Source organism: Microbacterium sp. LWS13-1.2 (assembly GCF_040144835.1).
Taxonomy (GTDB): Bacteria; Actinomycetota; Actinomycetes; order Actinomycetales; family Microbacteriaceae; genus Microbacterium.
Map to the genome: position 1 here is coordinate 1,504,254 of NZ_CP151632.1, position 23,133 is coordinate 1,527,386.

General features: G+C 70.7%; 26 protein-coding genes and 1 pseudogene. 15 read left to right on the forward strand and 12 right to left on the reverse strand.

Annotated elements, in window-relative coordinates; all coding sequences use genetic code 11:
• Window positions 1-17 precede the first annotated feature (17 nt).
• From MRBLWS13_RS07185 to MRBLWS13_RS07200, 4 genes are all read left to right on the forward strand, one after another.
• The gene (locus MRBLWS13_RS07185) at window positions 18-374 is read left to right on the forward strand and encodes an SPW repeat protein (RefSeq protein ID WP_349428335.1); all 357 of its coding nucleotides are present in this window, start codon (window positions 18-20) and stop codon (window positions 372-374) included.
• Between the two features lie 82 nt (window positions 375-456).
• Complete coding sequence (locus MRBLWS13_RS07190; protein WP_349428336.1) at window positions 457-1,071, forward strand: helix-turn-helix domain-containing protein; 615 nt, start codon at window positions 457-459, stop codon at window positions 1,069-1,071.
• Between the two features lie 11 nt (window positions 1,072-1,082).
• Window positions 1,083-2,036, forward strand: a complete 954-nt coding sequence (locus tag MRBLWS13_RS07195) for a hypothetical protein (protein ID WP_349428337.1) — start codon at window positions 1,083-1,085, stop codon at window positions 2,034-2,036.
• A gap of 78 nt (window positions 2,037-2,114) precedes the next feature.
• Window positions 2,115-2,450 carry a cupin domain-containing protein gene (locus MRBLWS13_RS07200; protein WP_349428338.1) on the forward strand — a complete coding sequence of 112 codons (336 nt, stop codon included), beginning with the start codon at window positions 2,115-2,117 and terminating at the stop codon, window positions 2,448-2,450.
• Between the two features lie 49 nt (window positions 2,451-2,499).
• Here the strand turns inward: MRBLWS13_RS07200 and MRBLWS13_RS07205 are convergent, their stop codons facing one another.
• From MRBLWS13_RS07205 to erm, 4 genes are all read right to left on the reverse strand, one after another.
• Complete coding sequence (locus MRBLWS13_RS07205) at window positions 2,500-3,009, reverse strand: GNAT family N-acetyltransferase (protein WP_349428339.1); 510 nt, start codon at window positions 3,007-3,009, stop codon at window positions 2,500-2,502.
• 95 nt (window positions 3,010-3,104) lie between these two features.
• On the reverse strand, window positions 3,105-4,193 hold the full coding sequence (locus MRBLWS13_RS07210) for a crosslink repair DNA glycosylase YcaQ family protein (protein WP_349428340.1): 1,089 nt from the start codon (window positions 4,191-4,193) through the stop codon (window positions 3,105-3,107).
• The gene (locus tag MRBLWS13_RS07215; RefSeq protein WP_349428341.1) at window positions 4,190-4,798 is read right to left on the reverse strand and encodes a dihydrofolate reductase family protein; all 609 of its coding nucleotides are present in this window, start codon (window positions 4,796-4,798) and stop codon (window positions 4,190-4,192) included. Before MRBLWS13_RS07215 ends, MRBLWS13_RS07210 begins: the two co-directional genes overlap by 4 nt.
• 122 nt (window positions 4,799-4,920) lie before the next feature.
• Window positions 4,921-5,685, reverse strand: a complete 765-nt coding sequence (erm, locus tag MRBLWS13_RS07220; RefSeq protein ID WP_349428342.1) for a 23S ribosomal RNA methyltransferase Erm — start codon at window positions 5,683-5,685, stop codon at window positions 4,921-4,923.
• A 365-nt stretch (window positions 5,686-6,050) separates the two neighbouring features.
• Between erm and MRBLWS13_RS07225 the strand changes: the two genes are divergently transcribed.
• Window positions 6,051-7,043: an LLM class F420-dependent oxidoreductase gene (locus MRBLWS13_RS07225; RefSeq protein ID WP_349428343.1), complete on the forward strand. Its 993-nt coding sequence runs from the start codon at window positions 6,051-6,053 to the stop codon at window positions 7,041-7,043.
• 39 nt (window positions 7,044-7,082) lie between these two features.
• Here the strand turns inward: MRBLWS13_RS07225 and MRBLWS13_RS07230 are convergent, their stop codons facing one another.
• Both MRBLWS13_RS07230 and MRBLWS13_RS07235 read right to left on the reverse strand, forming a co-directional pair.
• Window positions 7,083-7,487, reverse strand: a complete 405-nt coding sequence (locus MRBLWS13_RS07230) for a nitroreductase family deazaflavin-dependent oxidoreductase (protein ID WP_349428344.1) — start codon at window positions 7,485-7,487, stop codon at window positions 7,083-7,085.
• A 45-nt stretch (window positions 7,488-7,532) separates the two neighbouring features.
• On the reverse strand, window positions 7,533-7,934 hold the full coding sequence (locus tag MRBLWS13_RS07235; RefSeq protein ID WP_349428345.1) for a PPOX class F420-dependent oxidoreductase: 402 nt from the start codon (window positions 7,932-7,934) through the stop codon (window positions 7,533-7,535).
• 74 nt (window positions 7,935-8,008) lie between these two features.
• On the opposite strand from MRBLWS13_RS07235, the gene MRBLWS13_RS07240 reads away from it, so the two are divergent.
• Window positions 8,009-8,584, forward strand: coding sequence for a DUF2510 domain-containing protein (locus MRBLWS13_RS07240; RefSeq protein ID WP_349428346.1), 576 nt, complete (start codon window positions 8,009-8,011; stop codon window positions 8,582-8,584).
• 9 nt (window positions 8,585-8,593) lie between these two features.
• Here the strand turns inward: MRBLWS13_RS07240 and MRBLWS13_RS07245 are convergent, their stop codons facing one another.
• Window positions 8,594-9,325, reverse strand: a complete 732-nt coding sequence (locus MRBLWS13_RS07245; RefSeq protein WP_349428347.1) for a CoA pyrophosphatase — start codon at window positions 9,323-9,325, stop codon at window positions 8,594-8,596.
• A gap of 156 nt (window positions 9,326-9,481) precedes the next feature.
• On the opposite strand from MRBLWS13_RS07245, the gene MRBLWS13_RS07250 reads away from it, so the two are divergent.
• The gene (locus MRBLWS13_RS07250; protein WP_349428348.1) at window positions 9,482-11,101 is read left to right on the forward strand and encodes an FAD-dependent oxidoreductase; all 1,620 of its coding nucleotides are present in this window, start codon (window positions 9,482-9,484) and stop codon (window positions 11,099-11,101) included.
• Window positions 11,102-11,162: 61 nt separating this feature from the next.
• Here MRBLWS13_RS07250 and MRBLWS13_RS07255 read toward each other — a convergent pair whose 3' ends face one another.
• Entirely contained in the window at window positions 11,163-12,464 is a 1,302-nt protein-coding gene (locus MRBLWS13_RS07255) for a M18 family aminopeptidase (protein ID WP_349428350.1), read from the reverse strand.
• Window positions 12,465-12,711: 247 nt separating this feature from the next.
• On the opposite strand from MRBLWS13_RS07255, the gene MRBLWS13_RS07260 reads away from it, so the two are divergent.
• Window positions 12,712-13,686: a lytic transglycosylase domain-containing protein gene (locus MRBLWS13_RS07260; RefSeq protein ID WP_349428351.1), complete on the forward strand. Its 975-nt coding sequence runs from the start codon at window positions 12,712-12,714 to the stop codon at window positions 13,684-13,686.
• A gap of 1 nt (window position 13,687) precedes the next feature.
• Here the strand turns inward: MRBLWS13_RS07260 and MRBLWS13_RS07265 are convergent, their stop codons facing one another.
• Entirely contained in the window at window positions 13,688-14,239 is a 552-nt protein-coding gene (locus MRBLWS13_RS07265; protein ID WP_349428352.1) for an NYN domain-containing protein, read from the reverse strand.
• 61 nt (window positions 14,240-14,300) lie between these two features.
• Window positions 14,301-14,645: a DUF2200 domain-containing protein gene (locus MRBLWS13_RS07270; RefSeq protein ID WP_349428353.1), complete on the reverse strand. Its 345-nt coding sequence runs from the start codon at window positions 14,643-14,645 to the stop codon at window positions 14,301-14,303.
• A gap of 348 nt (window positions 14,646-14,993) precedes the next feature.
• Here MRBLWS13_RS07270 and MRBLWS13_RS07275 point away from each other — a divergent pair, with 348 nt between their 5' ends.
• Together MRBLWS13_RS07275 and MRBLWS13_RS07280 are read left to right on the forward strand one after the other, a co-directional pair.
• The gene (locus tag MRBLWS13_RS07275; protein WP_349428354.1) at window positions 14,994-15,887 is read left to right on the forward strand and encodes a glycosyltransferase family 2 protein; all 894 of its coding nucleotides are present in this window, start codon (window positions 14,994-14,996) and stop codon (window positions 15,885-15,887) included.
• Window positions 15,884-16,834 carry a hypothetical protein gene (locus tag MRBLWS13_RS07280; protein ID WP_349428355.1) on the forward strand — a complete coding sequence of 317 codons (951 nt, stop codon included), beginning with the start codon at window positions 15,884-15,886 and terminating at the stop codon, window positions 16,832-16,834. Before MRBLWS13_RS07275 ends, MRBLWS13_RS07280 begins: the two co-directional genes overlap by 4 nt.
• Window positions 16,835-16,849: 15 nt before the next feature.
• Here MRBLWS13_RS07280 and MRBLWS13_RS07285 read toward each other — a convergent pair whose 3' ends face one another.
• Window positions 16,850-18,511 (reverse strand): alpha-amylase family protein, encoded by a 1,662-nt coding sequence (locus MRBLWS13_RS07285; RefSeq protein WP_349428356.1) that lies wholly within the window; start codon window positions 18,509-18,511, stop codon window positions 16,850-16,852.
• A 194-nt stretch (window positions 18,512-18,705) separates the two neighbouring features.
• On the opposite strand from MRBLWS13_RS07285, the gene MRBLWS13_RS07290 reads away from it, so the two are divergent.
• From MRBLWS13_RS07290 to MRBLWS13_RS07300, 3 genes are all read left to right on the forward strand, one after another.
• Entirely contained in the window at window positions 18,706-20,208 is a 1,503-nt protein-coding gene (locus tag MRBLWS13_RS07290; protein ID WP_349428357.1) for a SulP family inorganic anion transporter, read from the forward strand.
• Between the two features lie 69 nt (window positions 20,209-20,277).
• On the forward strand, window positions 20,278-21,144 hold the full coding sequence (locus MRBLWS13_RS07295) for an endonuclease/exonuclease/phosphatase family protein (protein WP_349428358.1): 867 nt from the start codon (window positions 20,278-20,280) through the stop codon (window positions 21,142-21,144).
• The gene (locus MRBLWS13_RS07300; protein ID WP_349428359.1) at window positions 21,141-21,719 is read left to right on the forward strand and encodes a hypothetical protein; all 579 of its coding nucleotides are present in this window, start codon (window positions 21,141-21,143) and stop codon (window positions 21,717-21,719) included. Before MRBLWS13_RS07295 ends, MRBLWS13_RS07300 begins: the two co-directional genes overlap by 4 nt.
• Here the strand turns inward: MRBLWS13_RS07300 and MRBLWS13_RS07305 are convergent.
• Window positions 21,694-21,927: pseudogene (locus MRBLWS13_RS07305) on the reverse strand (metallophosphoesterase family protein); the annotation flags it as partial. The gene MRBLWS13_RS07300 and the pseudogene MRBLWS13_RS07305 sit on opposite strands and share 26 nt — an antisense overlap.
• 101 nt (window positions 21,928-22,028) lie before the next feature.
• Between MRBLWS13_RS07305 and msrB the strand changes: the two are divergent.
• Both msrB and msrA read left to right on the forward strand, forming a co-directional pair.
• Window positions 22,029-22,496 (forward strand): peptide-methionine (R)-S-oxide reductase MsrB, encoded by a 468-nt coding sequence (gene msrB / locus MRBLWS13_RS07310; RefSeq protein WP_347976372.1) that lies wholly within the window; start codon window positions 22,029-22,031, stop codon window positions 22,494-22,496.
• A complete protein-coding gene (gene msrA / locus MRBLWS13_RS07315) occupies window positions 22,493-23,047 on the forward strand; it encodes a peptide-methionine (S)-S-oxide reductase MsrA (RefSeq protein ID WP_349428360.1) in 555 nt (184 codons plus the stop codon). The genes msrB and msrA overlap by 4 nt, the downstream gene beginning before the upstream one ends.
• The last annotated feature ends 86 nt before the right edge of the window (window positions 23,048-23,133 follow it).

Below are 23,133 nucleotides of genomic sequence, written 5' to 3' on the forward strand. Positions count from 1 at the left end.
CGAAGGAGGAGATTCCGATGAACAAGTGGACTCGTTGGGAGGACTGGGTCGCCGTGGTCGTGGGCCTCGTCGCCGCCGTGGCGGCGCTGCTCATGCCGGCGATGGGCGCCTCCATGCCATGGATGCTGATCGTCGGCATCCTGCTGATCGCCGCCGGCGTCATGAACCTCGCGATGCCGGGAATGGTCGCGATGGAGTACGTGCAGCTCGCGCTCGGTGCGGTGCTGTTCGTCGCTCCGTGGCTGGGCGGCTACGCCAGCATGGATTCCGCAGCCGCCTGGATCTGCTGGATCGGCGGGGCGGTCGCGGTGGTCGTCGCGGCACTCGCCATCCGGCCGGCCATGCACATGCACGACCATTCTCTCCCGCACTGAGGTGCCCTCCCCACTGACGTGCACCGTGGACGGGGGCGCCGGACACCGCCGGCGGCCCCCGCGCCTTTCCTGAGGAATCGAGATGACCCGAAACCGGGAGAGCCGGATCCTCATCCTCGATGCGGCCGAGCGCCTCTTCGCCGAGCGCGGCTTCGACGCCACCCCGACAGGGGCGATCGCCGACCTTGCGGGCGTGCCCAAAGGGCTGCTCTTCTACTACTTCCCGAGCAAGACCGATCTGCTGCGGGCGCTGATGCGTGAACGGCTCGACCTCGATCCCATCGACACGTCCGGCCTGATCGCCGAGGGCGATCCCGCGCAGTCCCTGCTCAACGTCACGGGCAGGATCCGCGAGCTGCAGGGCGAGTCGGCGGTGCGCCGCGTCATCGTGTGGCGCGAGCATCGGACGCACCCCGAGGTGCGCGTGAGACTCCGCGACTACCGCAGCCAGCTGCAGGCGATCGTCGAGCGCGTGCTCGGCGCGAGCATCCTGCATCCGATCGCCGCCCGGCGCGTGCGGATCGCGGCGGAGGCGTGGGTCGCGATCATCACGACCCCGACGCTTCCGGCCCACTCCCCAAGCAACGAACTCGCGCCGGCAGCGCCGGGCGACGAGCTCGCAGGTCCGGCCGACGCGGCCGACCTGCCCGCGCTCGCCGATCTCATCTCGGCCGGCCTGCGCGAGCCCGCGGCCTGAGCCGCCGGCGGGTGCTGGTCCGGCTGCGCGTGCAGGTTAGAGTGTCCGGACCGGACACTGCGGCACGTGCCCGGGATGCCGGGAGGGCAGGGTTGGGCGAAGTGTTGACGCTCGCGTCGCGGGACGTCGGCGACGTCGAGTCGACGTGGCGCCAGTTCGTGCCGTCGGCGGCCCTGCAGCGCGTGGATCCCCGCACGTTCGCGTTCTCGTGGACGTCCGCCGCGACGCCCGGGTTCTCGATCGTGAAGTACCAGCTGAACGCCTCGGTGCAGTCCGCCATCGAACCGGACGGTCAGTTGATGGCCTGTCGAGTGGCATCGCGCGGCGCCTGGGTGGGAACTCCGCGCGGCGAGCTGGCTGCGGGGCTGCCCTGGCTCGCGCTGGAAGGGCCGACGAGCGCGCGCTGGCACACACGCGCCGATGTGCGCGCGTTCGTGTTCGACCGGGCCCCGGCCGAGGAGGAGGCACGCTGTCTGTCAGGCGACGACCGGTTCACGCTGCGCGCCTCCACGACGAGTGCTGCTCCGATCGACCGGGATCTTGCGGCGCACTGGGAGCGCGTGTTCCAGCATGTCGCCGGCTCGTCCTTCGTGCCGGGACTCACCTCTTCGTGCGGGCGTGCGGCTCGCCGAGGGAGGAACGTGGGCAAGTTCATCTACGAGGGCGGCATCCGCGCGGAGTTCGACGATCGAGTGCTCACGCATCTGCAGGTCGCCATCGGCACGAAGCTGCGCCGGAACGAGCCGTTCTACTTCACATGGCACGGCGACATCAGCACCGGCGGCGGACGGACGACCGTCTGGGTGCACGCCGCGGCGAACCTGGTATTCACCTACTACGGCGGCCGTCCGGCGAGGATCAACCGGACCTGGCTGGAGGCGCTGATGCGCACGGCCAACTCGCCCGTGGGACTGCAGGTCGTCGCCGAGCCGCCCGACGACGGCGGATCCGAGGTGCTCGGCTGAGCCGTACCGCAGGACCCCTGTCAGTCGCACGAGCCGCACCGGTAGACTCCGGCCAGCCGAGGCGATGGAGGCGATGCTATGGACAGCAGGGACCTGGCCGACGTGATCGACGACCTCATGGCGAAGGCGCGCGAGGCATCCAGCGGCCGCGCGGCGCGCACCATTCGCGGCGGCCACGAGAACGCCCTGCGGGAGACCGTCATCGCGCTGCTCGCCGGCCATGAGCTCTCCGAGCACGACAGCCCGCATGAGGCGACGCTGCAGGTGCTCCGCGGTCGCGTCCGCCTGATAGCGGCAGACGATGCGTGGGAAGGCATGTCCGGCGATCACCTCACCGTGCCGCCGCAGCGTCACAGTCTCGCCGCCCTCGAGGACTCGGTCGTTCTGCTGACCGTGTCGAACCGCGTGCCCTGACGACCTGACGCACGCGAGCCCGTCGGGCGCCGGGCGCCGGGCGCGGCAGTCAGGCGTCGAGCGTGGCCGCGAGCGCGGCGAGAGCCTCCCCGGTCACGCGCTGCGTCGTCCACTCGCCCATCGGCTCGGCGCCGATCGAGCGGTAGAACCCGATCGCGGGCTCGTTCCAGTCGAGCACCGTCCATTCGAAGCGCGAGTACCCTCGCTCGACGCACACGCTCGCCAGCGACGCGAGCAGCGCCTTCCCGTAGCCGAAGGCGCGCTGCCGCTGATCGACGAAGAGATCCTCGAGCCAGACGCCGTGCCGCCCCGTCCAGGTGGAGTAGGTGACGAACCAGATCGCGATGCCGACGATCTCGCCGCCGCGCTCGACGACGTGGGCGAAGACGCGGGGCTCGTCGCCGAACAGCGCCGTCTCGAGCGCGTCCACCGTGTTCTCGACCGCGTCGGGCTCGCGTTCGTACACCGCGAGTCCGTGAATGCACGCGAGGATGCCGGGTTCGTCGCCGCGCCGGGCCTCACGAAGGATCGCGCCACCGGCGAGCGTACGAGGAGTCACGTGATCGAGCGTAGCGAGACGTCGATGCTCCCACGCCTCATCACCGCCGCGCGGGTGCGATGCACGGACCCCCGCGCGCGTCGGCATCCGCCCGCTCAGGGCAGTCCGGTCACCGATACGCCGAGCCATTCGGCGAGGTCGGCGATCTCGGCGCGCACGATTTCGGACTCCTCCGGCTCGAACGGGAGGAACTCGTGGACCGCCGTGACCTTCAGCATGTCGCGTTCACGGTCGACTTCGGCGTCGAGCATCCCGACGAAGCGGTCGCCCATGAGGATCGGATGAGCGAAGAAGCCGTACCGGCGCTGGGCCTTCGGCTTGAACTGCTCGAGCACGTAGGTGAACTCGAACAGCTCCTCGAGACGTCTGCGGTCGAACAACATGCTGTCGTACGGGTTGAGGAACGCGACGCGGCCGCCGGAGTCCGCGTCCTCGAGCGCAGCGAGCGCCTCGGGATCGACGCGGTACTTCACGGAGCTGCCTTCGATCGCCGCGGGCTCCCCGCTGTCTTTCGCGACACCGGTCCAGTACCAGTGCGGCTTCGCGATGCCCGCGGATTGCAGGCGCCGTGCGGCGAGCAGCGCGGCGGCCTCCTCATCGTCGTACTCCGCCAGATCCTGCGGGTAGACGCGCTCGGCGAGATCCCAGCGGCGATGGCGCCCCTCGCGCCCGGTGACCGCCACCTCGCCCTGACGCAGCAGGAAGTCGAGCATGTGGGGCACCTGGTTCGCGCCCGACCAGCCGTCGGGTGCGCGGCTTACCTGCGCGGTGTCGGGGATGTCGCTCGCGAGCAGCGGACCTTCCGCGCGCAGTCGCGCCAGCACGTCGGCCCGGAATCCCGCGTTCGCCGCCAGCCACTGCTTGCTGCTCTCGCGCTGCGGCCAGCGGCGCATGCCCGGCAGCATCAGCGGAAGCAGGCTCATCGGCCGGAACGCGCCGTCGAACTCGAACAGCAGGCGGTCGTCCTCGACCGTCTTGCGCAGCTGACCCGGCTCGTACGACCAGCCGATGCGCGACCACAGCACCGTGTGCTCGCAGGGCGCGATGGTCGCCGTGGGGTCGATCTTGATGTAGCCGAGCTGCTCGGCGACCTCGACGACGTCACCGGGACGATCGGCGTCGAGCAGCTGCGCGCGCACGACGATGCGGCGAGCCTGGTCCCGCGTGAGCTGATGCGGTGTCACGCGGAGTCCGCGGGAAGCACGCGATACCGCACGTGCGTGACGAGCGACGCCTGCCGCCCCGAGATCTGCTCGAGGCGCAGGGGCCCGACCCCGTCGAACAGCCGGAGCCCGCCGCCGACGATGCTCGGCGAGATCTGCAGCGCCAGCTCGTCGATGAGTCCTGCGGCGAGATAGGCGTTGGTCGTCGACGGGCCGCCCGCGACGTGGATGGGCAGGTCACCCGCAGCATCGCGCGCCCCGTCGAGCGCCGCGTGGATGCCGTCGGTGACGAAGTGGAACGTCGTACCGCCCTCCATCTCGATCGACGCACGCGGGTAGTGGGTCAGCACGAAGACGGGGCGGTGGTACGGCGGGTTCGGCCCCCACCAGCCCCGCCAGTCCCGATCCCACCCGCCGCGGACGGGACCGAACATGTTGCGCCCCATGATGAACGCGCCGGCTGCGACGATCGCCTCCATCTCGGCACGGTTCTCTTCGGGCGTCTCGAACATCCACCGGTGCAGGGCGTTCTCGGGCACCTCGCCGAACGGGCGCTCCTCGGTCTGGTTCACACCGGCGCCGATCCCATCGAGCGAGATCGACATGGTGGCGACGACGGGTGACATGCGGGACCTCCAACGATCGACGGCGCGTGACGCCGCCCACGCTAGCGGCACGCACCGACGGTCCGACAGCCCTCACGGGGCAGCGGCATCCCCGTTCCGCATGCACCCGCGTCGCCACCGCGTCATGACCGCACCGCCTCCCACAGCCCGGCCCATTGCGCCGGACGGAGGTCGCGCGGCAGGGCGCCGGCGCCGACACCCAGGTCGGCGAGCGCCCGCCGCACGCGGGGCCGGCCGAGCCCCGAGGCACGCTGCACGATCGCGGCGAGGTCGCCGCCGCGCCCTGTGAAGACCTCGCGCACGAAGCGGTCGTACGTCGCTCGCTCACGCGAATCGACGAGCGGCGAACCCCGCCGGGTGATGCCGAGGATGCCGCCGTCGACGCTCGGCATGGGGCGGAAGTGCCGCGCGGGCACGCGGCCGTGCAGCGCGAACTCGAACCACGGTGCCGCCTGGGCGCTCATCATGGTGCCGCCGCCGACTCCCGCGCGCTTGCGGGCGACCTCCCACTGTGTCAGGAGAACGGCGTGCCGCCACCGGTCGCGGGTGAGCAGGCGGCGCAGGATCGGCGTCGTGAGGTGGTACGGCACGTTGCCGACCAGCACCGGGCGGTCGAGCGGATGCCGGAGGGCGTCGGCGTGGGCGATGCGGGCGTGCGGCAGCCGCCGGCGCAGCCGCTGCACGCGCTGCTCGTCGATGTCGATCGCTTCGAGATCGCGCCCGAGGCCGGCGAGGGGAACGGTGAGCGCACCGTCACCCGCGCCGATCTCGAGGATCGGCCCGCGGGTGTCGGCGACGAGTTCGACGATGCTGTGGATCGTCGGGCGGTGGGTGAGGAAGTTCTGGCCGAGCTCGTGCCGGCCACCGTGTACGGAACGGTTTCGCATGGGAGGTGCTCCAAGTCGAAGAAGAGGGGAGCACCCCGACGCAGGCGTCGATCGAGGAGGCCGTGGACGGCCGGGGAGAGGACGCGCGGCCGGGGTGCGAGGACATCCCGGACGACGGCGCGCGTTACGCGAGAACCAGCGAGCGCGCCGTCAGGCGCGGCGGTCGCGAATGAAGAAGACGCACGCCGTCATCGGCGTGCTGCAGATCGTTCCCATGCGCTCCATCGTATCCGGGGTCGATCGCGCGTCGCGCCCGCTCTCCAGCCGTGCCCCCATGTCGGGCCTGCGGGACGTCCGGATAGCACTCGTGACCCGGGGTCGCAATCCCCCGGCACTCGCTCGCGGCCGTGCGTATCGTCGCGCGCATGACACGATTCGGATACACGCTGATGGGCGAGCAGAGCGGTCCTCGGGAGCTGGTCCGCTACGCACAGGCGGCGGAGGACGCCGGCTTCGACTTCGAGGTCTCGAGCGACCACTACTCGCCGTGGCTCGTGAGCCAGGGGCACTCGCCGTACGCGTGGACGGTGCTGGGCGCCGTCGCCCATGCGACCTCGCGCGTCGAGCTCATGACGTATGTGACCTGCCCGACGATGCGCTATCACCCGGCCGTCGTCGCCCAGAAAGCCGCGACGCTGCAGATCCTCAGCGAAGGCCGGTTCGTCCTCGGGCTGGGATCCGGCGAGAACCTCAACGAGCACGTCGTCGGTCAGGGATGGCCCAACGTCGACGTCCGCCAGGACCGGCTGATCGAGGCCATCGAGATCATCCGCGAGCTGCACTCGGGCGAGCTGCTGACGTACCAGGGCGAGCACTTCCGCGTGGACTCCGCGCGCATCTGGGATGTGCCCGACACCCGGGTCGAGATCGGCGTCGCCGTGTCGGGCGAGGAGTCGATCGCATCGTTCGCTCCCATGGCCGACCACATGATCGCCGTCGAGCCGAAGTCCGAACTGGTGCAGCTCTGGGATGATGCGCGCCGCACGGATGCCGGCCCCGGCACCGACGGCGGATCCCGCAAGATCGGGCAGATCCCGATCTCCTGGGATCCCGACAGGGACACCGCCGTCCAGCGCGCCCACGAGCAGTTCCGGTGGTTCGGCGGCGGCTGGCCGGTCAACGCGGAGCTGCCGACGCCCGCCGGCTTCGAAGCCGCGAGCAGCTTCGTGCGGCCCGACGACATCGCATCGTCGATTCCGTGCGGACCGGATCTCGACGAGCTCGCGGAGAGCGTGCGCCCTTACCTCGACGCCGGCTTCACCGACGTCGCTCTCGTGCAGATCGGCGACGAGGAGCAGGAAAGATTCCTCGCCGAGGCCGCCGAGCCACTGCTCGAGAGGCTGCGCGCGCTCGCCTGAGCCGGGCCCATGGGGGCGCGCGGCGTACGCCTGGCAGAGTCACACGGGCCGCACCCGGCGCAGGACGATGGCCGCCGGCATCCGTCTAACGACCGGACGGAAGGAAGCCTTCGCCAAGCCTGCCGCCTCGTCGGCGTCCACGATGCGCGGATTGGTGGCGCCTACGTCGCCGCCTCGCCACCGCAGCGTTGCGCCGCCCGCCGCGACGATGTTGAGCGCCCAGTTCGTGTCGGCGCCCCACGGAAGGCCGATGAGGATCGCGTCGCGGTCGGCCGTCGGCACCACGGCGACGGGGGTCGCATACGGGGTGCCGCTGCGGCGTCCGCGGTGGTGCACCACGGCCCACAGCGGGAACCATCGTCTGCCCGCCAGTGCGCGGCCGACCGGCTCGGTCACCCGTACCGCGAGTCGTGGCGGGCCGTGTTTGCGGGGCGGGTCGCTCATCGCTCCAGCATGCGCCGCGCGATCGCCGGGTGCCAGCCCCGGCGGCTACTGCTTCGTCGCGCGCTCGATCGACATGATGAGGATCACGCGGTCGGCCTTGTCGCGGGGCGGCGTGGTGCTCGGGTTGCCGTAGCGGTTCTGCAGCCGCACGTAGAAGCCGCCTTCGGGGTCGGGGACGACCTCGACGAGCCGGCCGGCGACCTCCAGGTAGTGGAACGGGTGTTCAGGGTCGATGATCGACAGCGACATCGACGGGTTGTGCTGCAGGTTGCGGTACTTCTGCCGGTAGTTCGTGTGGGTGAACCGCACGTGCTCGCCGTCGAACTCGAACCACATCGGGTTCACCTGGACGGTGTCGTCGGGGCGGATCGTGCCGAGGTGCGCGTACACCGGAAGTTCGAGGAGATGGCGTCGGTCAGCGGGGAGGATGTCGTCGACGGAAGGCATTCGTCCAGTCTGCCGTCGCCAGGAACCGGACGGGTCGCTCGCCGACCTCCGGTGTCACGAACTACCCTCGGTGCATGGCCACGCAACCCGCACCCGGGTGGTATGACGACGGCTCGGGCAAGCAGCGCTGGTGGGACGGCACCCACTGGACCGAGGAGTACATCGACCTGCGCGCGCCCGACATCGAACTGCGGACGGATGCCGGACCCGCCGCGGCCGGCCCCGCTCTGCCCGGCTGGTACGACGACCAGCGCGGACGCACCCGGTGGTGGGACGGACGCCGGTGGACCGCCGACGTGCGCTACAGCGGCCAGGAGCAGGACTTCGCGGGCATCGTCATCGACGGCCGGTGGATCCACTTCGGAGACCTGAGCCAGCCGGTCGCCGAAGTCGAGGCATCCCTCGACTCCGGGGACGCGCTGCTGCGGCGACCGGCCTTCACGCGAGCGGCCGTCGAGCGACGCATGTTCGGCCCGACCGGGCCCATCACCCCGCGCACCATCAACCGGGCGATCAACCGGATGACGCCGCACCTGGTGGTCGCGGGCGCCCAGGTGTGGGTCGCGCCCTATCCCGCCGCCCACGACCCCGAGGCACGCCGCTTCGTCGGGTGGGTCAATACCAGCGCGCAGCACTACCGCTACCGCTGAGTCCCACCGTCAGTCGGGCAGCACGAGCGGCAGTTCGCGGGCGTCGTCCCACGGCTCGCTCCACCCCAGGCGATCGAACAGCCCGTCGAGCACCATCCCGGTGAAGCCCCACACGAGGTGCTCCCCCGTCGCATGCCGCACGAGGAATCCAGGACCGCGCCACTCGTGTCCGTCGCGGCGGATCACCGTCACGCCGCGGTTGGCGGGGTTCAGCAGGTCGGCGACGGGCGCCCGGAACACCGCTGCCGATTCGGCTTCGTCGACGACGCGGACGGAGGACGGATGCCGCCACCAGCCCAGCACCGGCGTCACGAGGTGCTGCGAGAACGCGAGGGAGATGTCGGTGAGCTCTCCGAGCACCTCGACGCCCGCGGTGTCGAGCCCGGTCTCTTCACGGGCTTCGCGGAGCGCGGCCGCGACCGGGCCGTCGTCGCCCGGGTCGAGGCGTCCGCCGGGGAAGGCGACCTGACCGGGATGTGCGCGCAGCGTCGTGGCGCGAGCGAGGAGAAGGACGTCGAGATCGCGCGACACGGCACGCGCCTGAGCGTCGTGATCGCTCGGCAGGGAGTCCAGCACACCGAACAGCATCAGCACCGCCGCCGGCCGCGGGTCCGCCTGCGCCGGCAGGTCGATCAGCGGCGAGACGTCGGCATCGGCTGCCAGCGCAGCGAGCTGCGCGCGTGCGCCGAGCGTCGTGGCGACCCGCACCTCGCCGTCCTGCGGAGTCGTGGGCTGCGGCATCCGTTCAGGCTACGCCGATCCGCCGACGTCGCGGGCGGCCGGGTGGGCACGAGTCACCCCGGTTGACCGGCGCTCGGCCATCCCGGTAGCTTCGCTGCGTGGCGCATCGCGCCGCCGGGTGCGCAGCGCGCTCCTGCCTGGCTGCTGGGGAGCCGCATGATCACCGTCGACGGTCTGCGCGCGATGCGCGTCTTCGAAGGGGTGCCCGACGAAGGCCTCGCCTACCTCGTCGGCGCCGTCGAGGACATCCGGCTCGCACCCGGCGAGTACTTCGCGCACGAGGGCGACGAGCGGTCGCTCTTCATCGTGGTCGATGGCCTCGCCGAGATCACCAAGATCGTGAACGGCGACGAGCGCGTCATCGGCACACGTAGGCCAGGCCAGTTCTTCGGCGAGGTGCCGATGACGCTCAGCACGCCGTTCCCTGCCAGCGGCCGCGCCGCCGGATCGACGCGCGTGCTGAAGCTCGAGCCCACCGTGTACTACACGCTCGCCGCGCTCGCCCCGTCGGTGCCCGACCGGGTGGCCACCCTCGCACGCCGCTACCTCGACTCCCTGCAGACGATGGCCGCCGAGCAGCGCGAGCCCGGCGTGCGACTGATCCACACCAAGCGCAGCGCACGAGCACATCGCGTGAGCGGCTTCCTCACCCGCAACCAGGTCGATTTCGAGAATGTGACAGCGGATGCCGCCCCTGACGCGGTCGACGACACCGTCCTGGAGCTCGCCGACGGACGACGGCTCGCGAACCCGACGATGCGCGAGGTCGCCGAAGCCGTGGGGCTCGATGTGGCGCCGTCAGCCCGCCACTACGACGTCGTCATCCTCGGTGCTGGGCCTGCCGGTCTCACGGCGGCCGTGAACGCCGCGGCGGAAGGGCTCCGTACGCTCGTCGTCGAGACATTCGCGCCCGGCGGTCAGGCAGGCACGTCGACCCGGATCGAGAACTACACCGGATTTCCGTTCGGCATCTCGGGCGATGATCTCGCGAGCCGGGCGTTCAAGCAGGCCAAGCGCCTGGGCGCGGAGCTGGTGGTCACGCGCACCGTCGAGGCACTGGACCCGGCGACGCACGACCTGACGCTCGACAGCGGCGATGTCGTCAGCGCCGAGGTGGTGATCCTCGCCACCGGTGTCGTGTGGCGCACGCTCCCCCTCGACGGCGTCGGCAGATTCCTCGGCAGCGGCGTCTACTACGGCGCCGCCCGCAGCGACTCCGCCGTCGCGCAGGGCGCGGACGTCTGCATCATCGGCGCCGGCAACTCCGCCGGCCAGGCCGCGCTGTTCTTCAGCCGCCACGCGCGCTCGGTCACGCTGCTCGTGCGAGGCGAGTCGCTCGAGGCCGGCATGTCGAGGTATCTCATCGACCAGATCTCGGCCATCCCGGCGATCCGGGTCGAGACGCGCAGCGAAGTCGTCGCGCTGCACGGGGCCGACAGCCTGCGGGCCGCCGACGTCGCCGATCGGCGCACCGGCGACGTGCGGCGCCGCGACGTCGACGTGCTCTTCGTCATGATCGGAGCCGATGCCGAGACCGCCTGGCTGCCACCGCAGGTCGCGCTCGACGGGCGCGGCTTCGTGCTGACGGGGGCGGATGCCCTCGAGTCGGGATCATGGGCCGAGACGCGGCGCCCGTTCGCCCTCGAGACGACCGCTCCGGGCGTCTTCGCAGTGGGCGACGTGCGCTCCGGCTCGGTGAAGCGGGTCGTCGCGGGCGTCGGCGAGGGCGGCATGGCCATCGCGTTCACGCACCAGTACCTGGCCCTCGACCGGTAGGCCCGCCGACAGCCGGACCGACGCTCCGCCGCGCGAGAAGCCGCCGTCGACACCCGAGGCCTCAGCCGCGGAAGTACGTCTCGGCGACGCAGGCGAGGTCCCACAGGTCACTGACGCCGGCGAGCTCGCGTGCGGAGTGCATCGAGAGGATCGGGATGCCGACATCCACGGTCCGGATGCCCAGGCGTGTCGCGGTGATCGGGCCGATCGTCGAGCCGCACGGCACGGCGTTGTTCGACACGAACTCCTGGCTGGTGACGCCTGCTGCCGCGCACCATCCGTTCCACGCCGCCGCGCCCGCGGCATCCGTGGCATACCGCTGGTTGGCGTTGATCTTGAGGATTGGACCCGACCCGAGCACCGGCTGCACGACCGGGTCGTGCTTCTCGGCGTAGTTCGGGTGGACCGAATGTCCGACGTCGCTTGAGACGCACCACGATGACGCCAGAGCACGCAGCTGCTGCTCGCGGTCGGCGCCGAGAGACAGCCACAGGCGCTCGAGCACGTCGGCGAGGAAGGGGCCGGCGGCACCCGAACGCGTGCCGGATCCGACCTCTTCGTGGTCGAACACCGCGAGCATCGCGATGTGCTCGGCGTCGTGGCCTTCGGCCGCGCGCTCCAGTGCGACGACCCCCGCATGCACCGACGCGAGGTCGTCGAGCCGCCCGGAGGCGAAGAAGACGTCCTCCAGTCCGAAGGTGGCGCCCGCGGCGGAGTCGGCCGTCACGATGTCGTACCCGCGGATGCGCGCGGCGTCGACGCCGGCCTCACGCGCGAGCTCGCCGAGGATATCGGCCGAGTCCGCAGGACCGAGCCCCCACACCGGCTGGGTCTGCGACTGCTTGTCGAGGGCGAGGTGGTCGTTGGCCTCGCGGTCGAGGTGGATCGCGAGCTGCGGCAGCCGCAGGAGCGCGCCGGTCGACGCCAGCACGCTCGTGCCGTCGTCGAGCACGAGGCGTCCGGCCAGGCGGAGCTCTCGATCGAGCCACGAGTTCAGCAGGGGTCCCCCGTAGATCTCGACTCCGGCCTGCAGCCAGCCGAGCCGTCCGGTCGTCGGCTTCGGCTTGAGCTTGAATCCCGGGGAGTCGCTGTGGGCGCCGAAGATGCGCACACCCGTGGCGGCGGTCGCGGACGGCGGTACGACCCATGCGATCGCCGCACCGTCGCGCACGACGACGAACTGTCCTCCCGCCGGAGCCGGCCAGCCGGCCGCCTCATCGAGGCGCGTGAACCCCGCACTCTCCAGGCGGCTCGCGACCTCCGCGGCGGCGTGGAAGCTCGACGGCGATGCTGCCACGAAGGCGGCGAGATCGTCGGCGTGAGCCAGAGCCGCGGTGGCGGCGGGGGCGGTGGTTGAGGGCACGGGCGAGCCTCCTCGGTAGCGGTGCAGGGGTTCTCCGATCGTAGTTCGCGGCGCTCATCCGGGCGGCCGACGGCACCGGATGCAGCCTCGTGATCTGGCCTTTTCGCACAATCCCCTCACATGTAACGTTCAGGTAACGCACCGGAACCGTCCAGAAACGACGGGGAGACTCGGGGACTTGTGCCCGCCCGAACGGGTACGACGCGCCGCCCGATGGCGCTTTTCGCTGATACGGAACCGGTCTTTCATGCGCAACCACACGTCTCTCCTGCCCGCCCGCCGCACCCTGCGCCGCGCCGAACGCCGCCTTCGCCGCCGCCCCGTGCTGCTGTCCGCGACGCTCGCGATCGGCGTCCTGGCCACCGCGGGATTCACCACGGCGACCCCCGCGTCGCAGGCCGAGGCATCCGGAGCGCTCACCGGTTTCGCACTCGCGTCGTACACGACGTCACCCTCCGTCACCGCCGAGGAGGTGCCGTCGGCATCCGCCGCCGACGAGGCCGTCGCCGCAGCGAATGCCGCGGTGACTGCGGCGACCACGGTCGCCTCCGACATCGCCGCGTCGGGTCTCGACGTCGGCACCCCCGTCACGACGGTCGACACCTCGGGGCTGGAGACCGCTGTCGAGCAGCTGCAGCGCGCCCAGGCGCTGCCCGCGATGTATGCGACCGACTTCACGGATGCCGTGACGACCCTGGCCGCGTCGGTCAGCGAGCAGGCGCAGGGACTGCGCGGACGGCTCGACGCCGCCGTCGCCCTCAAGGCGCAGCAGGAGGCCGAGGAGAAGGCGCGCAAGGAGGCCGAAGCGGCAGCCGCTGCTCAGGCCGCTGCGGAAGCGGCCGCCGCCAAGAAGGCGTCCTCGACGCCGTCGGCACCTCGCCCCGTGTACGCCACCGGCGGTGCCGTGGGCGGCACCAGTCCCGCCGACGCGCAGGCCACGGCCCGCGCGATGATCGGCGGCTACGGCTGGGGCGACGACCAGTTCGGATGCCTCGTGTCCCTGTGGCAGAAGGAATCGGGCTGGAACTACCAGGCGTACAACCGCAGCAGCGGCGCGTACGGCATCCCTCAGGCGCTCCCGGGCAGCAAGATGGGCAGCGCCGGCGCCGACTGGCAGACCAACCCCGCCACGCAGATCTCGTGGGGTCTGGGTTACATCTCGGGTCGCTACGGCAACCCGTGCGGCGCCTGGAGCCACTCGCAGTCGACCGGCTGGTACTGACTCACCGCAGGAAGTCGGACGGGTCGAACTGCTCGATCGGGATGACCCGCACGCGAGGCAGCGGAGCGTCGAAGGCCTCGGCGTCGTACTCGATGTCGAAGAACTCGACGCCGGGGATGCCGGTGAACTCCGTGCTGCGGAACTCGTGGAACGCGATGACGCCCACCCGGCGTCCGTCGGTGGCGAGCCGCGCGAGGTCCTCGGCGAAGTCGCGGTCGTGGCTGACGAGGGCGACGTCGTCGTCACGGTCGGCGAGCGCGCGCAGCGTCCGCTGGATCGCGATGTCGACGATCTTCTCGTCGGCCGGGCCCGAGAGCGGAACCGGCTGGTAGCCGAGCGCGAGGAGCGCCTGCACGAACGGCATCGGCAGGTGGGTGCTCGCGTTCAGGAAGAAGAGCCCCTTCGCGGGCCGCTCCCAGCGGTCGGAGACGAACGCGAGCAGGCGGTCCCACCGCGGTCGCTCCTCGGGCAGGGGCCGTCTGCCGAGGATCGATCCGCCGAGGGTGGCGTCGATGTTCTCGCCGTCCACCAGCACCCAGCTGCTGCGCTCCATGCTGCTCTCCTCGGTCGACCCGCTCCGAACGTAGCAGGGCGCGGAGGGGCATCCGGCGCGATCAGGCGTTGCGCAGGATCTTCTCCATGGCCTTCCCGCGCGCCAGCTCGTCGACGAGCTTGTCGAGGTAGCGGATCTTCTGCATCAGCGGATCCTCGATCTGCTCGACGCGCATCCCGCAGATGACGCCGGTGATGAGCGAGGCGTTGGGATTGAGGTCGGCGTCAGCGAAGAAGTCCTCGAACGTCGTGTGCTCATCGATGTGCTGCTTCAGCTGCGCGTCGTCGAAGCCGGTCAGCCACTCGATGATCTCGTCGAGCTCCTCGTTCGTGCGGCCCTTCCGCTCCACCTTCGTCACGTAGAGCGGATAGACCGAGGCGAAGCTCGTGGTGAAGATCCGGTGCATGTCGCCAGGGTAATCGGGATGGGATGGCGGAACACTGGCACGCGCGCCGCCTCGATGCAGCGATGGCCCCGGTGGGTAGCCCTCCCACCGGGACCATCAGCACGTTCACGGGAGTCTGCACGGCGACCCGAACGCCGATACTCGACCGCTTCGCACGGCACTGCTCTGTATTGCTCTGCAAGCCTAGGCACGAGCATCGATCAGGGCCCGCCTATTGACACAGCGGCACCGACCTGTTAACCCGCGGACCCGGTGGGCGTGCCATCGAGAGCGCGCGCATCGAAGCCCGATTCACACACCGGAGTCAAGGCCCTTCTCCCCTTCTGCGGGAACGGGTGGAATCGGAGGATGCCGGACACGCCGCTGATCTCGGTGGTCATCCCCGTGAAGGACGACGACACCGAGCTCGCACGGTGCCTGCGCGCCCTCACGCAGCAGACACGGCCCGCCGACGAGGTCATCGTCGTCGACAACGGATCGACGGATGCCTCCGCCGAGGTCGCGCGCGCGTTCGGCGCCCGCCTGGTCCGGTGCGAGACCCCCGGCATCCCCGCGGCGAGCGCCGCCGGCTACGATGCCGCGGCGGGCGAGATCATCCTGCGGCTCGACGCCGACTGCGTCCCCGACGCGTCGTGGACTCGTGCCATGGCGGACGCGTTCGCCCTCCGGCCCGACGTCTCGGCGTTCACCGGCGGCGCCCGGTTCATCGACGGCCCGCGCGCCTTGCGCGCACCGCTCGCGACGCTCTACCTGGGCGCCTACGCCGCCGTGATGGTCCCCACGCTCGGTCACCTCCCGCTGTTCGGCTCCAACATGGGGATGCGTCGCCAGGCGTGGCTCGGCATCCGCTCGCGTGTGCACCTCGATGCCGCTCTGCACGACGACATGGACCTCTCCTTCCACCTCGGCGAGCGCGGCCGCATCCGCCGTCTCCCGGCCGCGCGGATGGGGATGTCGATGCGGCCGTTCGCCCCCGGCCAGGCGTTCGGGCGCCGCGCCGTCCGCGGCCTGCGCACGGTGCTCGTGCACTTCCCCCGCGACTTCCCCCCGGTGCGCTGGACGCGTCGCGCACTCCGTCGGGTGGGCGCGTCGCGTCGGCTGCCGGAGCACTCGCAGTCGCAGCCCGACCCTCGGCGTTCCCTCGGCGAGGCCGAGCGTCCCGCTAGGCTGGCGCGCATCGTGCAGGCGCACCCCGGGCCATCCGAGCGCGTCGGCGGAAGGACGGAGTCGACCACCCCATGACCACGACCGCGCCGGCATCCGATCTGCCCCGAGAGGCCGGCGTCGATCGCCGGCCGCTCGCGTGGTGGGCCTCGATCCTCATCGGCATCGCCGCAGCGGCCGTCGGCCTGCTGCCGTGGCTCGTCACGGGGATGAGGCTGCCTCTCCAGAACCTCTGGGACGCGCAGACAGCGCCGGAGTCCATGCCGCTCGCGTTGCTCCCGTTCAGCCAGTATGCGCTCACCCAGCTCTTCGGCCTGATCGTGGTGGGAGGCGCGGCCGCGGGGATCGCGGCTCGGGCCACACGATCCCGGCTGACGCGCGGCGGGTTCGGCCTGCTCGCCCTCGGCGTGCTCACGGTGCAGGTCGTGGCGATCGCCCAGTCGGCACTGGTCGTCGGCGCCGGGCTTCAGCAGCGCCGCGAGTCGTTGCTCTACCTCGGTGCGCTCACCGCGGTGTGCGTCGTGTCGTTCCTCATCGGCGTCGCGGCGCTGCTGCTCATCGCACGGGCGCCGCGCGCCGGGGCGCTGATCGGGCTCACCGCCGGCGCCATCGCCGCAGGACCATGGGTGGGCGCCTTCTTCCAGCCGCTCCTCGCGACGGGATCCGACGGGCTGTACGTGATCGTCGGGCTGATCCAGTGGGTGGCACCGGTCCTCGTCGGCGTCGCCATCGCGTGGACCGGGGTGAACACCGTCGGCCGTGTCGTCGCCGCCGTCGTCTGTCTCACCCTGCTCTGGATCGCCCCGGCGGCGATGACCGGCATCTCGAACGCCGCAGGCAGCCGCGTGCTCGCGCGCTATCCCCTCGAGATGATCGACTACGGCGTCTCGGTGTTCCGCATGGCCCTGTTCATACCCGAGATCGCGCTTCGCCCGATCGTCGCGGCCGTCGTCGTCGCGGCGGTCGGCCTGATCGCGCGCTTTGCATGGGGCCGAGCACGTCGTGAGCGCGCCCCCGCGGCGTAGAGCGCGCGACCGCGGCTACGACACGCGACCGTCGCCCGGACGCGAGACCCGCAGCCAGCGGTAGCCGTAGGCGGGAACCTCGAGCTCCACGCCTCCCCGCTCATCGAGAGGGATGCGCTCCGCTCCCAGCAGATCGACGAGGCGGGTGCCGTCGGGCTCGTCCTTCAGCGAGAAGCTCGTCGTGGCCGGCACGTCGGCGAAGTTGTGGATCGCGACCATGCGGCCGACGTCCGCGCGGAGCGAATGCACCAGGAGAGTGTCGACGGGCTGCTCCAGCACCTCCAGCGTGCCCCACCCGAGCTCCGGCGAGATGCGGTACCGCGAGATGAGATCACGGAAGAAGTGCAGCAGCGACTCGCGGTCCTCGATCTGGTCCGCCGCGTTGACGTGCTGCGGCGCGTAGCCGTCGCCGGGCGGCTGCGCGATCAGGCGGGACGGCGCCGCCTGCGAGAACCCGCCGTTCTTCTCCGACGTCCACTGCATCGGCGTGCGCACGGCGCTGCGCCCGGGGATGTCGATGTTCTCCCCCATCCCGATCTCCTCGCCGTAGAACAGCACCGGCGTGCCGGGGAGCGTGAACAGGAGGCTGTAGGCCATGCGGATGCGCCGCGGATCCCCGAGCATCGGAGGGAGCCGGCGCGTGATGCCCCGGCCGAACACGCGCTGCCGCTCGTCGGGCGCGAACGCGTCGAACACCTCCTCCCGCTCGGCGTCGGTCAGCTTGTCGAGGGTCAGCTCGTCGTGATTGCGCAGGAAGTTCGCCCACTGCACGTCCTCGGGGAGGACCGGTCGAGAGGTCAGCGCCGCGACGAGCGGCGCAGGATCCCGCCGTGCCAGCGCCAGGTAGAACGCCTGCATCCCGACGAAATCGAACTGCATCGACAGCTCGCTCACGTCGCCGCCCCCGAAGTAGGCGACCTGCTGGTCGTACGGGAGGTTCACCTCCCCGAGCAGGATGGCCTCGCTCGAGCGGCGCTGCAGGAAGCGCCGGAAGTCGCGCAGCAGCTCGTGCGGATCCGGGATCTCGGCGCCCGGGGGCATCTCGAGGAGGAAGGGCACCGCGTCCACACGGAACCCCGACACGCCCATCTGCAGCCAGTACCCGATGACGCGGGCGAGCTCGTCGCGCACGGCGGGATTGGCGATGTTCAGGTCGGGCTGATGCTCGTAGAAGCTGTGCTGGTACCACTGTCCCGACGCCTCGTCCTTGGACCAGACACCGTCGGCCTCGCCGGGGAAGACCGGATTCTTCTGACCCTTCGGCGGTGCATCGTCGCGCCAGATGTAGTAGTCCCGGTACGGGGAGTTGACGCTGCGCTTGGCCTTCTGGAACCACGGATGCCGATCCGAGGTGTGGTTGACGACGAGATCCACGATCACCCGCATGCCCCGGTCGTGGGCCGTGCGGATCATCTCCACGAACTCTCCATGGTTGCCCAGCCTCGGGTCCACGCCGTAGAAGTCGGTGATGTCGTAACCGTCGTCGCGATCGGGGGTCGGATAGAACGGCATGAGCCAGAGGCACGTCACGCCGAGCTGGGCGAGGTAGTCGATGCGCTGCGCGAGGCCCTGCATATCGCCGACGCCGTCGCCGTCGGAGTCGAGGTACGTCTCGACGTCGAGGCAGTAGATGATCGCGTTCTTCCACCAGAGGTCGCTGGTGTCGGTGATCTTCATCGCGCCTCCCACAGCGGAGCAGGCAGATCGCTCGGGACGAGCTGCACGCAGGACGGGAACAAGCCTTCGTACTCCATCCCGCGAGTCTGCCGGGCGTCTCGCGTCTCGGGCAGGCCCTTGAGATCCCCGGCGGTCTTGGGTACGAGGGGCGGGCGGCCGCAGGATCCGATCCGGCGCGACTAGAGTCTTCACCCGTGTCCACCGTCGCCGAATCCGCTGATCGCTATCGCATCGAGCCGACCGTTCTGCAGGCGCTGCGGCGCCCCCGGCTGCTCACCCGCGAGATGCTCGCGGGACTGGTCGTGGCTCTCGCGCTCATCCCCGAGGCGATCGCGTTCTCGGTCGTCGCCGGCGTCGATCCTCGCGTCGGCCTGTTCTCGTCGTTCGTGCTCTCTGTGGTCATCGCATTCACCGGTGGTCGCCCCGCGATGATCACCGCCGCGGCCGGTGCGGTCGCGCTCGTGATCGCACCCGTCTCGCGCGAGTACGGGGCCGACTACCTCATCGTCACCATCGCCCTTGCGGGCGTGATCCAGGTCGTGCTCGCCGTGCTCGGCGTCGCCCGGCTCATGCGGTTCATCCCGCGCAGCGTCATGGTCGGTTTCGTGAACGCCCTGGCGATCCTGATCTTCCTGTCGCAGGTGCCTCAGCTCGTCGACGTTCCCTGGGCGGTGTACGTGCTGGTGGCCGTGGGCCTGGGCATCCTGTTCGTCTGGCCGCGCATCACGCGTGCGATCCCCGCGCCGCTCATCGCGATCGTGCTGCTGACCGCCGCGGTCGTCGTGTTCGGGCTCTCGGCGGTGCCGAACGTCGCCGACCAGGGTGAGCTGCCCCGCAGTCTTCCCGAGCTGCTCATCCCGAACGTGCCGCTGACCTGGGAGACCCTGCAGATCGTCGCCCCGTACGCCTTCGCCGCGGCTCTGGTCGGCCTTCTCGAGTCGCTCATGACTGCCAAGCTCGTCGACGACATCACCGACACCCGCTCGCGCAAGACGCGCGAGGCCTGGGGCCTCGGCGTCGCCAACCTCGCCTCGGCCTTCTTCGGAGGCACCGGCGGCTGCGCGATGATCGGCCAGACGATGATCAACGTCAAGACCTCCGGCGGCCGCACGCGCATCTCGACGTTCCTGGCGGGCGTGTGGGTGCTGATCCTCGTCGTCGTCCTCGGCGACATCGTCGGACTCATCCCCATGGCGGCACTCGTGGCCGTCATGATTGCCGTCTCGGCGATGACCTTCGACTGGCACAGCATCCGGCCGGCGACGCTGAAGCGGATGCCGCTGAGCGAGACCGCCGTCATGCTGGTCACCGTCATCGCGACCGTGTGGACGCACAACCTGGCAGTCGGCGTCATCCTGGGCGTGCTGGCCGCGATGGTGCTGTTCGCCCGCCGGGTCGCCCACTTCACCACCGTCACCCGCACCGTCGACGGCGAGACGGCCCGCTACCGGGTCGACGGGGAGCTGTTCTTCGCGTCGAGCAACGACCTGACGACCCAGTTCGAGTACGCGTTCGACCCGGCGCGCGTCGTCATCGACCTCTCGCGGACGCACGTGTGGGATGCCTCCACTGTCGCCGCCCTGGATGCTATCGTCACCAAGTACGAGCAACGGGGCATCGAAGTCGAGCTCGAGGGCATGAGCGCAGCGGCCGCCTCGTTCCACGGCCGGCTGAGCGGGGGGCTGGGCTCCGCCTGACGGCACGCTCCGGCACGACCGGGCCGCAAGGCCTTGCGCCCGCACACCGGGATCTGCGTACCGTAAGCAATGCACACGCGACCGACGACGCCCGCCGGTGCGCGCAGACCCGGGCCGCTGATCGGCCCCGTGACCCCGCCGGAGCTCCACGTGATAACCTTCAACGTCCGGCGCCGGATGAGCGGCCTCGCGTGGCGTCGCGCTGACCGGTGGCGTCACCGGGAGGCCGCCGTCAGGGCTCTCCTGCGGATGGAGCAGCCGACCATCGTGGGCGCGCAGGAGGTGCTTGCGGACCAGGCCGATGCGATGCGGGACGCGCTGGGCGCGCGCTACCGCTTCATCGGGCGCGGTCACGGCCCGCGCGGCACCGGAGAGGGCTGCCCGCTCTTCTTCGACACCGAGCGACTCGACCTCGTCGAATGGGAGCAGACCGCCCTGTCGGAGCACTCCCGCGAGCCGGGATCGCGCTCGTGGGGAAACCTCATCCCCCGCATCGCGGTGACGGCGCTCTTCCGGGACCGGGGAACCGGGCTCGTCTTCACCGCCGTCAACACCCACCTCGATCCGTTCTCGTCCCGCTCCCGCATCCGCTCGGTCGAGGCGCTTCTGGCGATGGCCGACCCGGGCCCGGCGATCCTGACCGGCGATCTCAACGCCGGCGAGGGGTCGCGCACCCTCAGGGCGCTGCTCGGCGACGGTTCGCTGCGTGACGCCTGGACCGCCGCGGGCGAGCGCGTGACGGCATCCGTCGGCACGTTCGCCAACTACCGCGCGCCGCGACCGGACAGGGCACGCATCGACTGGATCGTCGTGACGCCGGATGTCGGGGTGGAGCGGGCGGCGATCAACGCCTTCCGCCACGGGGACGTGTGGCCCTCCGACCACCTCCCCGTGCAGGCGGTCGTGACGGTGCGAACAGAACGGGCACGCCAGTGATCCAGCGCTTCCTCCGGCCGCCGAGCGGCGCCGGCGAGTGGATCGCGGACGGGATCCGGGTGCTGGGGCCGCTCAGTGTCGTCGCCGGGTTCGTCTGGTGGGCGCCTGCCGACGCCGGCGTGCTGGCCCTCGCTCTCATCGGGCTCGTCCTCCCCCGGTTCGCGGGGGTGAGACCGGGCCTCGACATCGCCTTCTGCGTCACTGTGCTCGTCGCAGCCTGGAGCAACCTCCTCCTGCTGTACCAGACGGTGCCCGGCTGGGACCTCGTCGTGCACTTCGTCTTCACCGGCATGGTGGCCGTCATGGCGTACCTCCTGCTCGCGCGGCTCGAGCTCGTGCCGCTGCCTCTCGCGCCGGGGACGCGGCGGGCGACGCCGATCCTGCTCGTGACGAGCCTCGCGCTGGCACTCAGCGCGGTGTGGGAGATGCTCGAGTGGATCGGCTGGAAGTTCATCTCGGGGGCGATCTTCGTCACCTACGAGGACTCGATCGGCGATATGGCGGCCGGGGGGCTCGGGGGCCTCCTCGCGGGTCTCCTCGTCGCGCGCGTCAGGCTGCTGGAGGAACAGGACTGAGCTCGACGAGCCGCATGTCGCGCAGCTCGCCCGCGTCGACCGTGATCGTCATCATCGTGTGGGCGGGCTGGCGGCGACGGTCGGTCGGCGACCCCGGGTTCAGCAGCCGCAAGCCGCCGGGCGCCGCCGTGTCCCACGGGATGTGACTGTGGCCGAACACCACCACATCGGTGTCGGGAAACGCCGCCGCCATCCGCGCCTGCCCGCCGAAACTCGAAGCTGGCTCCCAGGTTCGCGGGACCAAAAGGGATGCGGCATCCGTTCTCCTCTATGACGCCGCAGCCAGCGACGCCGCTTCCAGGAGGAATCGTGAGCAACGACTACCGCAAGACTCCCGAGGCGCTCAGCCGCCTCACCGACACCCAGTACCACGTCACACAGGAGGACGGCACCGAGCCGCCCTTCCGCAACGAGTACTGGAACAACCACGAGCCCGGCATCTACGTCGACGTCGTCTCGGGCCAGCCGCTGTTCTCGTCGACCGACAAGTACGACAGCGGAACCGGATGGCCGAGCTTCACCAAGCCGATCGAGCCGGACGCCGTCGAGACCAAGAAGGACTGGAAGCTGCTCCTGCCCCGCACCGAGGTGCGCTCGTCGGGAGCCGGCAGCCATCTCGGTCATGTCTTCCCCGACGGCCCACGGCAGGCCGGCGGCCTGAGATACTGCATGAACTCCGCCGCACTGCGCTTCGTGCCCGCCTCGTCGCTCGACGACGAGGGCTACGGCGCCTACCGACACCTCTTCACCGCCCAGAACCAGGAGCACACATCATGACCAGCGGACCCTTCGACACCGGCGAGATCACCCGCACCCCCGGCACCGAGACGGCGGTCCTCGCCGGCGGCTGTTTCTGGGGCATGGAAGACCTCATCCGCCGCCAGCCGGGCGTTCTCGACACCCGCGTCGGCTACACCGGCGGCGAGAACGCGCACGCGACGTACCGCAAGCACCCGGGCCACGCGGAGGCGGTGGAGATCGTCTTCGACCCCACGAAGACGACGTACCGCGACATCCTCGCGTTCTTCTTCCAGATCCACGACCCGTCGACGCTGAACCGCCAGGGCAACGACATCGGCTCGAGCTACCGCTCGGCGATCTTCCCCCTCTCCCCCGAGCAGGAGCAGGTCGCCCGCGAGACCATCGCCGACGTCGACGCGTCGGGGCTGTGGCCGGGCAACGCCGTCACCACGATCGAGCCCGCCGGCCCGTTCTGGGAGGCCGAGCCCGAGCACCAGGACTACCTGCTGCGCATCCCCAACGGCTACACGTGCCACTTCCCGCGTGCCGGGTGGGTGCTGCCCAAGCGCGCTGACGCCACCGCGTGACGACGACTTCTCGGGGTTGAGCGAGCAGCTCAGCACGGACGAGAGAGCGGATGCCGCGACCCGGCCGGGTCGCGGCATCCGTGTAT

What these genes read in the sequence shown, in the direction of transcription:
- MRBLWS13_RS07200 (WP_349428338.1), top strand. Translation starts at nt 2,115, where the DNA reads ATGGACAGCAGGGACCTGGCCGACGTGATCGACGACCTCATGGCGAAG.
- MRBLWS13_RS07285 (WP_349428356.1), bottom strand. Translation starts at nt 18,511, where the DNA reads ATGAAGATCACCGACACCAGCGACCTCTGGTGGAAGAACGCGATCATC.
- MRBLWS13_RS07225 (WP_349428343.1), top strand. Translation starts at nt 6,051, where the DNA reads ATGACACGATTCGGATACACGCTGATGGGCGAGCAGAGCGGTCCTCGG.
- MRBLWS13_RS07275 (WP_349428354.1), top strand. Translation starts at nt 14,994, where the DNA reads ATGCCGGACACGCCGCTGATCTCGGTGGTCATCCCCGTGAAGGACGAC.
- MRBLWS13_RS07245 (WP_349428347.1), bottom strand. Translation starts at nt 9,325, where the DNA reads ATGCCGCAGCCCACGACTCCGCAGGACGGCGAGGTGCGGGTCGCCACG.
- MRBLWS13_RS07260 (WP_349428351.1), top strand. Translation starts at nt 12,712, where the DNA reads ATGCGCAACCACACGTCTCTCCTGCCCGCCCGCCGCACCCTGCGCCGC.
- msrA (WP_349428360.1), top strand. Translation starts at nt 22,493, where the DNA reads ATGACCAGCGGACCCTTCGACACCGGCGAGATCACCCGCACCCCCGGC.
- erm (WP_349428342.1), bottom strand. Translation starts at nt 5,685, where the DNA reads ATGCGAAACCGTTCCGTACACGGTGGCCGGCACGAGCTCGGCCAGAAC.
- MRBLWS13_RS07190 (WP_349428336.1), top strand. Translation starts at nt 457, where the DNA reads ATGACCCGAAACCGGGAGAGCCGGATCCTCATCCTCGATGCGGCCGAG.
- MRBLWS13_RS07230 (WP_349428344.1), bottom strand. Translation starts at nt 7,487, where the DNA reads ATGAGCGACCCGCCCCGCAAACACGGCCCGCCACGACTCGCGGTACGG.
- MRBLWS13_RS07215 (WP_349428341.1), bottom strand. Translation starts at nt 4,798, where the DNA reads ATGTCACCCGTCGTCGCCACCATGTCGATCTCGCTCGATGGGATCGGC.
- MRBLWS13_RS07185 (WP_349428335.1), top strand. Translation starts at nt 18, where the DNA reads ATGAACAAGTGGACTCGTTGGGAGGACTGGGTCGCCGTGGTCGTGGGC.
- MRBLWS13_RS07295 (WP_349428358.1), top strand. Translation starts at nt 20,278, where the DNA reads ATGCACACGCGACCGACGACGCCCGCCGGTGCGCGCAGACCCGGGCCG.
- MRBLWS13_RS07250 (WP_349428348.1), top strand. Translation starts at nt 9,482, where the DNA reads ATGATCACCGTCGACGGTCTGCGCGCGATGCGCGTCTTCGAAGGGGTG.
- MRBLWS13_RS07280 (WP_349428355.1), top strand. Translation starts at nt 15,884, where the DNA reads ATGACCACGACCGCGCCGGCATCCGATCTGCCCCGAGAGGCCGGCGTC.
- MRBLWS13_RS07270 (WP_349428353.1), bottom strand. Translation starts at nt 14,645, where the DNA reads ATGCACCGGATCTTCACCACGAGCTTCGCCTCGGTCTATCCGCTCTAC.
- MRBLWS13_RS07240 (WP_349428346.1), top strand. Translation starts at nt 8,009, where the DNA reads ATGGCCACGCAACCCGCACCCGGGTGGTATGACGACGGCTCGGGCAAG.
- MRBLWS13_RS07265 (WP_349428352.1), bottom strand. Translation starts at nt 14,239, where the DNA reads ATGGAGCGCAGCAGCTGGGTGCTGGTGGACGGCGAGAACATCGACGCC.
- MRBLWS13_RS07235 (WP_349428345.1), bottom strand. Translation starts at nt 7,934, where the DNA reads ATGCCTTCCGTCGACGACATCCTCCCCGCTGACCGACGCCATCTCCTC.